At 65.8% G+C, this 14,184-nt stretch carries 8 protein-coding genes; 7 read left to right on the top strand and 1 reads right to left on the bottom strand.

What is annotated here, in order from left to right:
• Nucleotides 1-91 precede the first annotated feature (91 nt).
• A complete protein-coding gene (glk, locus tag ACMDW7_RS13220; RefSeq protein WP_377303912.1) occupies nucleotides 92-1,081 on the top strand; it encodes a glucokinase in 990 nt (329 codons plus the stop codon).
• A gap of 416 nt (nucleotides 1,082-1,497) precedes the next feature.
• On the opposite strand, the gene ACMDW7_RS13215 is transcribed toward glk, so the two are convergent.
• Entirely contained in the window at nucleotides 1,498-2,916 is a 1,419-nt protein-coding gene (locus ACMDW7_RS13215; RefSeq protein ID WP_377303914.1) for an MATE family efflux transporter, read from the bottom strand.
• An 867-nt stretch (nucleotides 2,917-3,783) separates the two neighbouring features.
• Between ACMDW7_RS13215 and ACMDW7_RS13210 the strand changes: the two genes are divergently transcribed.
• The 6 genes from ACMDW7_RS13210 (at nucleotide 3,784) to ACMDW7_RS13185 (ending at nucleotide 14,180) form a co-directional block, all read left to right on the top strand.
• Nucleotides 3,784-6,732 (top strand): TonB-dependent receptor, encoded by a 2,949-nt coding sequence (locus ACMDW7_RS13210; protein WP_377303916.1) that lies wholly within the window; start codon nucleotides 3,784-3,786, stop codon nucleotides 6,730-6,732.
• A 124-nt stretch (nucleotides 6,733-6,856) separates the two neighbouring features.
• On the top strand, nucleotides 6,857-8,413 hold the full coding sequence (locus tag ACMDW7_RS13205) for a tryptophan halogenase family protein (protein ID WP_377303918.1): 1,557 nt from the start codon (nucleotides 6,857-6,859) through the stop codon (nucleotides 8,411-8,413).
• Between the two features lie 188 nt (nucleotides 8,414-8,601).
• Complete coding sequence (locus ACMDW7_RS13200) at nucleotides 8,602-10,461, top strand: glucokinase (RefSeq protein WP_377303920.1); 1,860 nt, start codon at nucleotides 8,602-8,604, stop codon at nucleotides 10,459-10,461.
• Between the two features lie 71 nt (nucleotides 10,462-10,532).
• The gene (gene eda / locus ACMDW7_RS13195) at nucleotides 10,533-11,168 is read left to right on the top strand and encodes a bifunctional 4-hydroxy-2-oxoglutarate aldolase/2-dehydro-3-deoxy-phosphogluconate aldolase (protein ID WP_377303922.1); all 636 of its coding nucleotides are present in this window, start codon (nucleotides 10,533-10,535) and stop codon (nucleotides 11,166-11,168) included.
• A 19-nt stretch (nucleotides 11,169-11,187) separates the two neighbouring features.
• Complete coding sequence (pgi, locus tag ACMDW7_RS13190; RefSeq protein WP_377303924.1) at nucleotides 11,188-12,840, top strand: glucose-6-phosphate isomerase; 1,653 nt, start codon at nucleotides 11,188-11,190, stop codon at nucleotides 12,838-12,840.
• A 152-nt stretch (nucleotides 12,841-12,992) separates the two neighbouring features.
• Entirely contained in the window at nucleotides 12,993-14,180 is a 1,188-nt protein-coding gene (locus tag ACMDW7_RS13185; RefSeq protein ID WP_377303926.1) for an efflux RND transporter periplasmic adaptor subunit, read from the top strand.
• Nucleotides 14,181-14,184 lie beyond the last annotated feature (4 nt).

Genomic DNA, 14,184 nt, shown 5'->3' with positions numbered 1-14,184 from the left:
TGCGACGCTGCCGAAGGTCCAGGCCTGCGGATCGCGTCTGCCGTCGTCCTCCCGTTGCCGCGCGGAGCACGGCTAATTGGCGGCGCAATTCATGACGATCGCGGCACTGCCCTGGCTGGTTGCGGACATCGGCGGCACCAACGCCCGCTTCGGCTGGGTGGATGCGCCCGGTGCGCCGGTGGCGCACGTGCGCAGCCTGTCTGTGGCCGAACATGCCCAGCCGGACGATGCCGCCGCCGCCTATCTGCGTGAACTTTCCGCCGCGATGGGGCAGCAGTGGCGCGCGCCGCGGCATGCCGCCTTTGCGGTGGCCTCGCCCATCACCGGCGACCGGGTCGCGTTCACCAACAGCCCCTGGCAGTTCTCGCGCAGCGCGCTGCAGGCCTCGCTCGGGCTGGACAGCCTCGCCGTGGTCAATGACTTCGAGGCGCTCGCGCTCGCGCTTCCGCAACTCACGCCCGCCCAGCTCATCGCCCAGGGCCCGCTGCCCACCAATGATGGCCCGATGGCCGTGGTCGGCCCCGGTACCGGCCTGGGTGTGGCCGGTCTGATCCGCCATGGCGGCCAGTGGGTCGCCATTCCCGGCGAGGGCGGGCACGCCACGCTGGCCGCCGGCAATGACTTCGAAGCCGCGGTGATCGCGGCCGCCCGCCGGCAGTTCGAGCATGTTTCGGCCGAGCGTCTGCTGTCAGGGATCGGCCTGCCCGTGCTGCACGGCGCGGTGGCGCAGGTGCTGCTGGGCGAGGCGCCCGAAGCGCCGCTGAGCACGGAAGACATCGTCGCGCGCGGCCTGGCCGGCAGCGATCCCGTGTGCCGCAAGACCCTGGACACCTTCTGCGCGCTGCTGGGGAGCTTCGCCGGCAACGTGGCGCTCACCCTCGGTGCGCGCAGCGGCGTGTACATCGCCGGTGGCATCGTGCCCCGCTTGGGCGAGCGCTTCTTCGCCTCCGCCTTCCGCGAGCGCTTCGAGGCCAAGGGCCGCTACCGCGACTACCTGCGCGCGGTGCCGGTGGCCGTAGTGGCTGAAACCCATGTGGCGCTGGCAGGCGCAGCGGCGGTGATTGCCGGGCAGCGGGGCTGAGCTCTCGCTGCCGCGTTGCGGGTGGCCGTCGCCTGCATTACTCGTTTCAATCGCGCAGCCGTCGCGCCCAGCCCAGTGTTGGCGCAGAACGATTTCGGCTAAACAATTAAGTCATAATCGGCCGTAAGTTGAAGATCCGGGTTTCCGCATATGGGGCGCGGGTCTCCAGCCATTCCAAGTGCTGATGTAATCAAAATCGGACTGAATGACTGATCGTTATCAGCCAAATCCGTCCAGAATCACGATCGGTGCGACCTGATCGCCCAGTCGGTTGTTGTTGGCCAAGCTCTGCGATCGGCGTTCCGCGGTCTTGGCGCGCACTTTGGTGGCATTGACGTGCCTTGACCACCGGTTTCGGTAACCGCTTTGGTACGCAACCGCACACTCGCCCCAGCGCTACGCCTAGCCGCAGGCGTTCAGCCCGGCCAAGCCGCCCGGCGCGCACGGCGGCGCGCCGCGTGGGCCAGCGGCACCCAGGCGCGGCTGCGCCAGCGGCCCCACATGATCAGACCGCGCACCCACTCATCGGCTGCATAGGCGAGCCAGACGCCGACCAGACCCCAGCCCAGCGGCCCGAGCGCGCTGCCGCTTTCGTCGCTCGGCCGAGCGCCCAGCCACCAGCTTGCTCCGGCCAGCACGATCACCATGGACGTCGCACCCGCGGCGAACGGGAACTTCACGTCCCCCACGCCGCGCAGGGCGTTGATGACCACCAGATTGAAGCTGCGGCCCAGCTCCAGCAGCACGGAAATGGCAAGCAGCTTCACCGCCAGCGCGATGATGGCTTCGTCCTGCGTGAACAGGCGCATCAGCCAGGGCGCAAGCAGGGCCGCAGTACCCGCCACAAGACCCGACAGCAGCAGCGCCCGAGCCAGCGCGCGCCGCACCAGGCGGTCGGCCACATGCAGGCGCCCGGCGCCGGCCAGATGACCCACCACGATCTCCGCCGCCAGCCCGATCGACAGGCCGGCCATGAGCGTGAGGTAGTTGATCTGCAGCACATAGGCCTGCGCCGCCAGCCCCTGCGCGCCCAGCTGCCCGGCCACCGCCACGCTCACCATGAAGCACACTCGGTAGAGCACGTTCTCCGCCGCGGCCGGGATGCCGATGCGCAGCACGCCGTCCAGCTTCTTCCAGGGCAGGGTCCACCAATCCGACCAGCGCGGTACCAGATCCAGCTTGCTGCGCCACACCCAGAGGTGCAGCGCCACACCCAGCACCCTGCTCACCAGCATCGCAATGGCAAAGCCGGTCAGCCCCAGCGCGGGAAGTGCAAGGTCAGTGCCCGGCAGCGTGGGCGTGCCCAGCATCAGCAGCGCGGCCAGACCCAGATGCGCGGCATTGACGATCACGATCACCCGCAGCGCCGCCTGACCGTGCAGGTGGGCGCGTGTCACGCTGGCCAGCGCTGCGTTCCAGGCGTCCAGCAGCATCGCGGGAGCCAGCCAGAGCAGCAGCGGAAAGGCCAGGGCAAACACCGCGTCCGGCGCGTTCATGAGCCTCAAGAGCGGCTGCGCGAACACGGCGGTGGCCAGCGCAATCAGCAGGCCCGCCCAGGTGCTCGCGCCCAGTGAGGCGCGGGCCACGGCCTGCGCCGCGCTGCTGTGTGCGGCGGTAATGCTGTTGCCACCGTCCGCCGCGCTGCCCAGGCCCTGCGCCACCACCACGCTCACGCCCGCGCCGATCACGCGGAACAGGATGAACAGCAATGTCGTCAGGTGCCCCGTGAGCCCCAGCGCGGCGGCGGAGGTGTCGCTGACACGCGAGGCCAGCAGTGTGGCCACCAGCCCCACGCCGACGCCGAGCAGCAGCTCGCCCAGCAGCGGGTAGGCCACGGGCCCCAGAGGCGGCAGGGCCGCCGCGCTTCTTGCGCGTCGAAGCTCAGGCGCGGCAGTGCGTGATTCGGCGCGGGCGGCGCTGTGTGGCCACTGCGACGCAGGCGGCTCAGGCGGAGCGGGCGGTCTGGAGTGCATGGATGCAATGGCTGGAGAGCGGGCGGCGCTGTGCGCTGCTTCACGAGACCTGCTGGATCTGTGGCTGCATCGCTGGCATGGCGCTGCAATCCACGTGCGGCTCTCTTTTGGCGTGCTCCAGCCCATTCAAGGGCGTGGCTGCTTCGGTGCACCGCAAGCGCGAGAACGCCTTCGAATGTATGAATACTACCGAGATGCGATGGGTGTGCTCGGGGCGCAAGCCGCAGCGCTGCGCACCCCGTCGCGACCGACTGAGTATCAAGCGTGCACCGGGATACGCCTAGGTGCGAGCAGCGGATGCTCGACTCCAAGCGCAGGCGCGTCTCAGGAGTTTTCCTACAGATCGACGTTGCGCAATCGATCGCCCTGCACCACAGCGCGGCAGTCGACGCCCTGCGTTTGGGCGCCGGCGTCTAGTTTTTGCCCCGACTTGGTTCGTGCTTGTGATCATGTAGTTGCGCTACAGACTCACTTCATGTCGCGGACGGCGCGCGCGGGACCCGAGGAAAAAGTCAATGAAAACAAGGATTTACGGCAATTTCATGCTGCGCCGCAGCGCATTTCCGGTGCGCCCGAACGCCTTAAGTAACCGAATGTGTTGACACTGAATCTAGTTTTGCTACAAATCTGCTTATGCCCGGGGAAAACGTGGAAAACACGCGGGCAACAACATTCTCAGGCTGGCGCTCCCGGGGGGAGGCAGTGCGGGGAACACGTGAGGAGACATCGATGAAGCGTAGTAAGAGCCAGCGCCAAGAGGGCAACCTCGGCGCCCAGGCAGAGCGTTCGCGCCTTGCCATCCAGCCGGCCGCAGTCAGTGTGACCGTGCTGATGCTTGCCTTGGGCGGTGCGGCATTCGCCCAGCAGGCCCCGGCCGCCCCCGCGGCACCGCAAGCCCAGACGGAAGCCGAAAAGGCCGCCGCTGAAAAGGCCGCGGCTGAAAAGAAGAAGAAAGAAGACGAGGCCAAGAAGGTCGATACCGTCACCGTGACCGGTATCCGCCGCGCCATCGAAGCCGCCATCACCGTCAAGAGAGATGCCGACGGTGTGGTGGAAGCCATATCCGCCGAAGACGTGGGCAAGCTGCCTGACGTCTCGATCGCCGAGTCGATCGCCCGTCTGCCAGGCGTGACCACGCAGCGCACCAACAACAGCGGCCGTGCCCAGCAGATCTCGATCCGCGGCCTGTCCGGCGACTTCTCCACCGCATTGCTCAATGGTCGCGAACAGGTGTCCTCCGGCGACAGCCGTGGCGTCGAGTTCGACCAGTACCCCGCAGAACTGCTTTCCGGCGCTGTCGTCTACAAGACGCCGACCGCGTCGCTGCTCGGTCAGGGCCTGTCAGGCACCATCGATCTGCAGACTGTGCGCCCCCTGAATGCGTCGGGCCGCACGATTGCCGTGAACTATCGCGATGCCAAGAGCGGCATCGGCCTTGCGCAGCAGGGCAATGGCGACCGCTTCAGCATCGCCTATATCGACCAGTTCATGGACCGCAAGCTGGGCGTCGCGCTGGGCTATGCCCGTCTCGATGACAAGGGCGCCGAATTCAGCCGCTTCGAAGTTTGGGGCGTGGCTAACAACGTCGCTGGCCCCGGCGGTCAGACCGGCAACGCGCCGGGCGGCTTCAACGCTTGGGTCGACAAGACCACCTTCAAGCGTGACGGCTTCGCCGGCACCGTGCAGTTCAAGCCCAACAAGGTCTGGAACAGCACGCTGGACATGTTCTATTCCAAGTCCGACGAGCGCAAGCTGACCCGCGGCTTCCAGGCCCCGATCGGCTTCTCCAGCGCGGGCGGCTACGACCCCGGCGGCAACCTGACCGCAGGCACCCTGGTGGGTGGCAACTGGGTCAGCGGGACGTTTGACAACTTCAAGGGCGTGGTCCGCAACGACTCTCAACAGACCGAGATCACCCTCAACTCGTTTGGCTGGAACAACAAGCTGAACCTCGGCGACTGGACGGTGGACGTCGACCTGAGCACCGGCAAGGTCAAGCGCCGCGGCGGCGTGCTCGAGACCACCGCAGGTCTGGCCGGCAGTGCCAACCCCTCTTTGCCTGGTGAGACCATCAGCTGGACCGGCTTCAACGGCACCGGCAGTGGCGTGCAGAACGCCCGCTACACGACCAGCCGCAACTATGCCGATCGTGGTCAGGTGGGTCTGACCGACGTCATGGGCTGGGGCGGTGGATCGAGCCTGCCGCAGGCGGGCTACTCCAAGCTCCCGTTTGTGGATGACAAGATCAGCGCCGTGCGCGGCAGCGTGAAGCGTGCCCTGCCGGACGGCTGGTTCTTCTCCACAGCTGAAGTCGGCCTGAACTACACCGATCGCGAAAAGGTCCGTGCCTATGTCGAAGGTCGTCTGGTTATCCCCGGCGGCAACCCCTTCGCTTCCGTGGCCGTCCCTGGCAGCGGTGTGGCCGGCATTCCCCAGCTCGGCGGCTTCCAGGTCGTGACCTGGGATCCGAGCGGCTCGGTCGGCAGCATCTATCAGGTCGCAGCCAAGCTCGTGCCGGACGTCAACCAGAAGGACTGGCGTGTCAATGAGAAGGTGACCACGCTGTTCGGTCGCCTCGACATGGATACCACCCTGTTCGGCATGCCCGTCAGCGGCAACGCCGGCGCACAGTTCGTGAATTCGGATCAGTCGTCCAGCGCCTTCTCCACCGACGGCGGCCCCTGCCCGAACGATGTCTGCGTGCGCCAGCGCGTGGGCTCGGGCAAGAAGTACTCGGACATCCTGCCGGCGGCCAACGTCAAGTTCGATCTGGGTAATGACACCGCGCTGCGCTTTGCCGTCGCGAAGGTGATGGCCCGTCCGACCATGAACGATATGCGCGCCAGCCTCGGCTTCGGCGTGAACAACTCGCCCAACTCGGATTTCCCCGGCACCACCCCGGGCTCGGCTGCCGCTCGTGCGCCTCGCATCGAAGGTGGTTCGGGCAACCCGCTGCTTGAGCCCTTCCGCGCCAACGCCATCGACCTGTCGCTGGAGAAGTACTACGGCAACAAGGGCCAACTCTCGGCCGCCGTGTTCTACAAGGATCTGGACACCTACATCCTGAATACGACGCGCGTGTTCGACTTCGCACCCTTCCTGAGTGCGAGCAGCCCGCGTCCGCCGTCTGGCTCCACCGTCGGCCTGCTGACGCGTCCGGAGAACGGTTCGGGCGGTTCGATCCAGGGCTATGAGCTGGGCGCCTCGCTGCCGTTCTCGCTGCTGACGCCGCACCTTGACGGTTTCGGCCTGTTCGCGAACTACGCCAACACCACGAGCAAGGTGCGCCTGCCCTCCAGCGGCGTGCGCGGCACCGATCTGGGCTCCAGCACGATCCCGCTGCCCGGTCTGTCGAAGATGACGGCCAACCTGGCCGCCTACTACGAGAAGAACGGCTTCCAGGTACGTATTGCCCGGAACTTCCGTTCGGACTTCGTGGGTGAAGTCTCTGACATCTTTGGTGACCGCCAGCTCACCTACGTGAAGGGTCAGGCCTACACGGACGCACAGATCGGCTACGAGTTCCAGCGTGGCGTGGCCAAGGGTCTCGGCGTGCTGTTCCAGGTCGCCAACGTCAGCAAGACGCCCTTTGTGCGCTATCGCGGCGACAAGTCGAACATCATCGAGAACTCGCCCGGCAGCCAGACCTGGTACCTCGGTATCAACTACAAGCTGTAAGCACTTTGGTGTGAGACAAACCCTTGTCGGCCCCGCGCCGGCAAGGGTTTTTTTTCGTCGGCACGCCAGTCACGCTGGTTCAATCAGGCAGTAAGCCCGCATTCACGTCGGGCCGGGCAGTTCCATGAATTCCGAGACTTCTCAGCACATCAAGAACATCGTCATCGTGGGTGGCGGCACCGCCGGCTGGATGACAGCCGCAGCATTCGCCAAGCTTCTGCGCGGCGGTTTCAACATCACTTTGGTGGAGTCCGATGAGATTTCCACTGTGGGTGTCGGCGAAGCCACGATTCCTCCGATCCAGAACTACAACAAGGTGCTGGAGATCGACGAGGACGAGTTCGTCCGCGAGACGCAGGGCTCCTTCAAGCTCGGCATCGAGTTCGTGAATTGGGGCCGGATCGGCGAGCGTTACACGCACGGCTTCGGCCGCTTCGGCCAGGATCTCTACACCGTGCCCTTTGAGCAGTACTGGCACAAGCTCTTTGCCGCGGGCAAGGCGGCAGACATCGCGGAATACTCGATCACCCGCATGGCGGCGGCGTCAGGCAAGTTCAGCCGGCCGCAACTGGAACTGCGCAACTCACCGCTGTCGGAGATTGCCTATGCCTTCCATTTCGATGCCGGCCTGTACGCCCGCTATCTGCGCCGCTATGCCGAGGCACGCGGCGTACGCCGCATCGAGGGCAAGATTCTCGATGTGCAGCGATCGGCCGAAAACGGGCATGTGAGCGGCGTGCGCCTGGAGAGTGGCAGCGTGGTCGCCGGCGACTTCTTCATCGACTGCTCGGGTTTTCGTGGTTTGCTGATTGAGCAGACCCTGCAATCAGGCTACGAGGACTGGACGCACTATCTGCCCTGTGACCGGGCGATTGCGGTGCCGACAGCGTCAGTGGAGCCGCCGATTCCCTACACCCGCGCAACCGCCCACACTGCGGGCTGGCAGTGGCGCATCCCGCTGCAGCACCGAGTGGGCAACGGTCACGTGTTCTGCAGCCGGCATATGAGCGAGGACGAAGCCACAGCCGTGCTGCTGGCCAACGTGCAGGGGGAGGTACTCGCCTCGCCGCGGACGCTGAAGTTTGTCACCGGCATGCGCAAGACGCCGTGGAAGCACAACGTGGTGGCGGTGGGCCTGTCCAGCGGCTTCATGGAACCGCTGGAGTCCACCAGCATCCATCTGATCCAGACCGCGATCGCGCGGATTATCAACTTCTTCCCGGACCGCGAGTTCAGCGCAGCCGACATCGACGAGTACAACCGGATCACGCGTCTGGAGTTCGAGAGCATCCGTGACTTCCTGATCCTGCACTATCACGCCAATCAGCGTGACGATTCAGCGTTCTGGCGTGCTTGCCGCAACATGGACGTGCCGGCGAGTCTGAAGATGCGCATGGCCTTGTACGAAAGTCGCGGGCGGATCTTCCGTGAAGGGGCCGAGCTCTTCTCCGAAGTGGCTTGGCTGCAGGTGATGCATGGCCAGGGGCTGCGCCCCGCCAGCCACCATCCCCTGGCTGATCTCGTGCCGACGGCGGACGCGGAGCGCTATCTGGCCAGCGTGCGACAGGTGATCGCCAACTGTGTGGTGGGCATGCCGACGCATGCGCAATACATCGCGGCACACTGCGCAGCCAGACGGGCTGCCGATCCCCTGCACGGGGTCACCCAATCCGCCGCGTGATGCCTTCGCGCCAGGGCGATGCTCAACAAACAAATTCCAGGCTGATTTGCGTAACAATGCTACAAAGGTCGGCCTTCGACGAACAACAACGCGGATGTAGTCGCACGCTTGAGTCAGCGACTTGCCGCGATTTGCGACCAAGACCGCCACAAGCGGCCGCCGATAGAGCGATAGAAAAAGGATAGAGGATGGCTTTTTCCGACGGTGCACGTCTGCTGGCCGACATTGGCAGCACCTTCGCCCGATTTGCCGTGGAGCGCGAGCGCGGGCGCTTCGAGCGGCTTGAGACCCTGCGCTGCGCCGACTACCCGGACTTCGGCAGCGCACTGAAGGCCTACCTCGCCATGGTCGAGGACATGGACGTGCGTCATGGTGCCGTGGCCATCTCCAACCCGGTCGAGGGCGACCTCGTCCGCATGACCAACTACCACTGGCAGTTCTCGATCGAGCAGACCCGGCTGGACTGCGGTCTGGACACGCTGCTGGTGGTGAACGACTTCACTGCATTGGCCGTGGGCGTGCCGCACCTGCGTGAGGACCAGCGCCGCCAGATCGGTGGCGGCCAGGCGCGGGCGCGCAGCGTCATCGGCCTGCTGGGCGCGGGCACCGGCCTGGGTGTTTCCGGCCTGATCCCGGCCGATGACGGCTGGATCTCGCTCGGCTCCGAAGGTGGCCACGTCAGCTTCTCGCCCACCGATGAGCGCGAGGTCGCGATTCTCGAGTTCGCGTGGACGCAGTATTCGCACGTGTCAGCCGAGCGGCTGCTCTCAGGCAGTGGCCTTGAGCTGATGTACAAGGCGCTGTGCCATCTCGCCGGCAAGCCTGCCGAGGCGCTCAGCGCGCTGGATATCACCAGCCGCGGGCTCTCCAAGCAGTGTGCGCTATGCGAACAGACACTTGAGGTGTTCTGCGGCATGCTCGGCGCGGTGGCGGCCAACCTCGCCGTGACGCTGGGTGCCTTCGGCGGCATCTATATAGGCGGTGCGATCGTGCCCCGCCTGGGCGAATACTTCGACCAGTCGGCTTTCCGGCGTCGATTCGAGAGCAAGGGTCGATTCTCCGGCTTCGTGGCCAGCATTCCCACCTATGTGATCACCGCGGATCAGGCCACCTTCATTGGCGTGGCGGCGATCCTGGACGCGCAGCTGCGCAAGCGCAGCGGTGGCGCCTCCATCCTCGACCGCATCCGGCAACTACACCGCGAACTCTCGCCGGCCGAGCGTCGCGTGGCCGATGTGGTGCTCTCGCGTCCGCGCTCGATCCTGAACGATCCGATCATGGAGATCGCGCGTGCGGCAGACGTGAGCCAGCCTACCGTGATCCGCTTCTGTCGGACGCTCGGTTGCGAAGGCCTGTCGGACTTCAAGCTGCGCCTGGCCTCCAGCCTCACGGGCACGATCCCGGTTACGCACACACAGGTCACGGTGGAAGACACCGCACTCGAACTCGGTGCCAAGGTGCTTGGCAACACGGCCAGCGCCATCCTGCAGATCCGCGACCAGCTCAATCGCAAGGCGATCGATCAGGCGATCGAGCTGCTGCTCAAGGCCAAGCGGATCGACTTTTACGCGGTGGGCAACTACGGCATCGTGGCCGAGGACGCGCAGTACAAGTTCCTGCGATTCGGCCTGCCGACGGCGGCGCATACCGAGCCGCGCCTGCAGCTCATGGCGGCCAATGTGCTGACGCCAGATGACGTGCTGGTGGTGATCTCCAGCACGGGTCGCATCCCCGAGCTGAACGCCGCAGTGGACGCCGCGCTGGAGCGGGGCGCGCAAGTCGTGGCCATCACGGCGAATCAGTCGCCGCTGTCCAAGAAGGCCACCATCACCATTGCACTGGATCACTCCGAAGACGTGGCTACGCAGGTGCCCATGATCAGCCGCGTGCTGTACCTGCTGGTGATCGACATCCTGGCGGTTGGCGTGGCCATGCGCGCCGGCTTGACCGATGAGCTTGGAACCAGCGAGCTCGCCGAGGCTATGGACGCCAACGAGGCGGGGTCGGAACACCGGCTCGCGCGCATGGTGTCGCACAGCCAGCGCTGAACCTCCTTCAATCGACCGTCGGACTTCGGGGGAGGGACCCAGGCCGGCGCGTTCAAGAAAGCAGAACAGAGATGCAGATCGATATTGACGCACTGATGGGCGACGGCCCGGTGATTCCGGTCATCGTCATCGACGATGTGGCGCAAGCCAAGCCGCTGGCACAGACCTTGGTGGAGGCGGGCGTGCGCGTCCTGGAAGTGACGCTGCGCACTCCCGCTGCGCTGGCCGCGATCGAGGCCATGCGCGGCGTTCAGGGCGCCATCGTCGGCGCCGGGACGGTAACCACGCCGGATGCGATGCGCCAGGCCGTGGACGCAGGCTCCCAATTCATGGTGTCTCCGGGGCTGACCCCGACGCTTGCTGCCGCTGCCCGCAACGTGACCGTGCCCCTGCTGCCCGGCGTGGTCACGCCTTCGGAGGTGATGCAGGCGCGCGACGCGGGCTTTACGCGTCTGAAGTTTTTTCCGGCAGAACCCATGGGCGGCGTTCCGGTGCTCAAGGCCTACGCGAGTGTGTTTCGCGACGTACGCTTCTGCCCGACAGGAGGCATCACGCTGCAATCGGCGCCGAGTTTTCTCAGCTTGCCCAATGTCTCCTGCATCGGGGGCTCCTGGTTTGTGGCGCCCGCTGATGTGGCTGCGGGTCGCTGGGCGCAGATCGGCGCACAGGCCCGCGAGGCCGCGTCTTTGGCGCGTCCCAATTCTTGAGCGCAGCACCGGAGCACCCATGACCCCGCTTGCTCAGATCCCCGCATGGCAGGCGCTGCAGGCCCAATGCGAAGCGCTCGGCGCCAGCAGTCTGCGCGAACTCATGCGCGCAGACCCGATGCGCTTCGAACACTTCAGTGCGCAATTCGACGGCGCTGATGCGCACATCCTGCTCGACTACAGCAAGCAACGTGTGGACGAGCGCACCATGACGCTGCTGGACGAACTGATGCAGGCGCGTGCACTGCGCCCTGCCGTGAGCAGCCTGTTTGGTGGCGCACCGCTCAACACCACCGAGGGGCGCGCCGTCATGCACATGGCCCTGCGCGGCGAGGCGGAAGACCTGTACCAGGCCGATGGCACGCCCGTCATGCCCGATGTGCTGCAAGTGCGCGAGCGGATGCTCGCGTTTGCAGATCGCGTGCGAGCCGGGCAGTGGACGGGCGCTACGGGTGCATCGATCACCGATGTGGTCAACATCGGCATCGGCGGCAGTGACCTCGGTCCGCAGATGATGGTGCAGGCGCTGGAGCCGTATTGCAGCGGTCCGCGCGTTCACTTCGTTTCGAATGTGGATGGCGCGCATCTGAAGGGCGTGCTCAAGCAGCTTGATCCTGCACGTACGCTGTTCGTGATCGCGAGCAAGACGTTCACCACACAGGAGACCATGGCCAATGCGCGCAGCGCGCGCCAATGGCTCATTGGGCATCTGGGTGAGACTGCAACGCGCCAGCACTTCGTTGCCGTGTCCACGAACGGGCGCGAGGTGGCGTCCTTCGGCATCGATCCGGCCAACATGTTCGGCTTCTGGGATTGGGTCGGTGGCCGCTACTCGGTTTGGTCCTCGATCGGACTGCCTGTCGCCCTTGCATTGGGAAGCGCGCACTTCCGCGCCCTCCTGGCGGGCGCTCGCGCCATGGATCTGCACTTCCGCGATGCACCCTTCAAGCACAACCTGCCCGTCCTGATGGCGGCCATCGGTCTGTGGAACATCAACTTCCTCGGGCTGGATGCGCTGGCAATCGCACCCTACGCGCAGAATCTATCCCGCTTTGCCGCGCACCTGCAGCAGCTGGACATGGAGAGCAATGGCAAGCGGGTGCAGATCGATGGTCAGACCGTCAGCTACGCTACCGGGCCGCTGGTGTTCGGTGAGCCCGGAACCAATGCGCAGCACGCCTACTTTCAGTGGCTGCACCAGGGTCCTAAAGTGGTGCCGGTGGACTTCATCCTCGCGGCGCACACTGAAAGCGGCCTCGAGGATCAGCATCGCCTGCTGGCGGCCAACTGTTTCGCGCAATCCGAAGCGCTGCTGCGTGGCAAGACCGCGGAGGAAGTCCGGACGGACCTGATTGGCGGCGGCATGGCGCCGTCCGAGGCCGAACGGCTCACGCCGCATCGCAGCTTTCCGGGCAACCGGCCCAGTTCGACCTTGCTGGTGCGGCGACTCGACCCGGCCACCCTTGGCGCGCTGCTGGCCCTGTATGAACACAAGGTCTTCGTTCAGGGGCTCGTCTGGGGCATCAACTCCTTTGACCAGTGGGGCGTGGAGCTGGGCAAGCAACTGGCCACGCCGATCGCCGCCGGCTTGCAACCGGGAGCCGCGCCCGGGCTGCATGACTCGTCCACTCTCGGGCTGATGCAGCACTGGCAGCGCCTGCGCGAGCAGTGAGTTCAGTCTGCGACGATCGATCTCAGGGCAGACCCTGAGCAGGTGTGGCGCCCGATGCAGTCGATGCATCGGAACTCTTGGTGTGCACAAGGGTTCTTCAGAGCTGAGCCCTTTGTTAACCTGATCGGCTTCGCTCGAACCGACTCCTCCCAATGAAAAACAAGTTTGCCGCCTTGGGCGCCGCAGCCGGTGCTGCAGGGGTGCTCGCATTGATCTTTTCCGTGGTGCACGCCCAGGCGCCAGCCGGCCAGCCGACGCGCCCGGCTGGCGGCCCGCCAGGTGCCGCAGGTGGCCCCCCAGCCGGAGGCCCGCCTGTGACCGTGGAGGTGACGCGGATCGCCACGGCCAATCTGGTGGATGATGTGGCCGCCGTCGGTTCCATCCGGGCCAACGAGTCCGTGATGCTGCGCCCGGAAATCAGTGGCCGGATCGTGCGCATCAATTTCCGCGAAGGCCAGACTGTGCGCCGTGGCACCTCGCTCGTCGAGCTGGACGCCAGTGTGCTGGATGCCGAGATTGCCCAGACCCGGGCAGAACTCGCACTGGCGCGCAGCAACTCCCAGCGTACCGATGATCTTCACGCCAAGAACTTTGTGAGCGAGCGGGCGCGTGACGAAGCCCGTTCCAACCTGCAGGTGATCGAGGCGCGCCTGGCGCTGGCGCAGGCGCGGCGCGACCGCTCCGTGATCCGTGCACCCTTTGACGGCGTGGTCGGTATCCGCCAGGTTGCCGTGGGCGACTATGTGCGGGAAGGCGCAGATCTGGTCAGCATCGAAGATTCGCGCAGCGTGAAGATCGACTTCCGCCTGCCCGAGCGCTATCTGCCGCAGGTTCGCAGCGGCCAGAAGCTGGCCGTGACGCTTGACGCGTTGCCTGGCAAATCGATCGACGCCACCGTGGACGTGATCGACCCGCAGGTGGACGCCAATGGGCGCAGCTTCCTGGTCCGGGCCCGCGCGGGCAACGCCGAGGGCCTGCTGCGCAACGGCATGTTCGCGCGCGTGCGTCTGGTGCTTGATACGCGCAACAACGCCATCCTGGTGCCGGAAGAAGCCATCGTGTCGGCGGTGACTCCGCGCGGCAATGCGAACTTTGTCTACAAGGTGGCAGGCGACAAGGCCACGCGCGTCCCGGTGCAGCTCGGTCTGCGGCGCGACGCCAAGGTGGAAGTGCGCGGTGCGCTGGCTTCGGGCGACGCGGTCGTGATCGCCGGCCAGCAGAAGCTGCGTGGTGAGAGCGCCACCGTGCGCGTACTCACGGCCGAAGGCAAGCCTGCTGCGCCTGCTGCAGGCGCAGCACCCGCCGGCGGGCCCGCTGCCCCGGCGCCGGCCAAGAGCTGAGAGG

The organism is Piscinibacterium candidicorallinum, from assembly GCF_047549485.1.
Taxonomy (GTDB): Bacteria; Pseudomonadota; Gammaproteobacteria; order Burkholderiales; family Burkholderiaceae_C; genus Piscinibacterium; species Piscinibacterium candidicorallinum.
This window is presented reverse-complemented; position numbering and strand designations above follow the sequence as displayed.

Coding starts and splice junctions, on each gene's coding strand:
- ACMDW7_RS13200 (WP_377303920.1), top strand. CDS start 8,602: ATGGCTTTTTCCGACGGTGCACGTCTGCTGGCCGACATTGGCAGCACC.
- pgi (WP_377303924.1), top strand. CDS start 11,188: ATGACCCCGCTTGCTCAGATCCCCGCATGGCAGGCGCTGCAGGCCCAA.
- glk (WP_377303912.1), top strand. CDS start 92: ATGACGATCGCGGCACTGCCCTGGCTGGTTGCGGACATCGGCGGCACC.
- ACMDW7_RS13185 (WP_377303926.1), top strand. CDS start 12,993: ATGAAAAACAAGTTTGCCGCCTTGGGCGCCGCAGCCGGTGCTGCAGGG.
- ACMDW7_RS13205 (WP_377303918.1), top strand. CDS start 6,857: ATGAATTCCGAGACTTCTCAGCACATCAAGAACATCGTCATCGTGGGT.
- eda (WP_377303922.1), top strand. CDS start 10,533: ATGCAGATCGATATTGACGCACTGATGGGCGACGGCCCGGTGATTCCG.
- ACMDW7_RS13210 (WP_377303916.1), top strand. CDS start 3,784: ATGAAGCGTAGTAAGAGCCAGCGCCAAGAGGGCAACCTCGGCGCCCAG.